This window comes from Herpetosiphon llansteffanensis (genome assembly GCF_003205875.1).
Classification (GTDB): Bacteria; Chloroflexota; Chloroflexia; order Chloroflexales; family Herpetosiphonaceae; genus Herpetosiphon; species Herpetosiphon llansteffanensis.
In genome coordinates this window covers 1-255 of the sequence record NZ_PUBZ01000071.1, presented here as the reverse complement: position 1 = coordinate 255, position 255 = coordinate 1, and the positions used below count along the sequence as shown (strand labels likewise).

1 rRNA gene is annotated in these 255 nt (G+C 60.4%); it reads left to right on the top strand.

The features are described from left to right. Window positions 1–232 (top strand): 23S ribosomal RNA (locus C5S61_RS04470); the annotation flags it as partial. Window positions 233–255: the final 23 nt, after the last annotated feature.

Sequence of the window (255 nt, the reverse complement as noted above, 5' to 3'; positions counted from 1 at the left end):
GCTGGACAGACCGCTGGTGGACGAGTTGTGGGACGACCCGCAAGGCTCGGTAGCTACGTCTGGGACGGAGAACCGCTGACAGCATCTAAGTGGGAAACCGGCCACAAGATCAGTCATCCATGCATAGGAATATGTGAGAGGCACCGTCGAGACGAGGCGGACAACTGGGGTGCTGTGGAGGCCGTGTGAACGGTAGAGCAGACACTTACAGAAAGCCAAGCGATCATCGGTTGCCGCGCGTCGGCAGGACGCGGG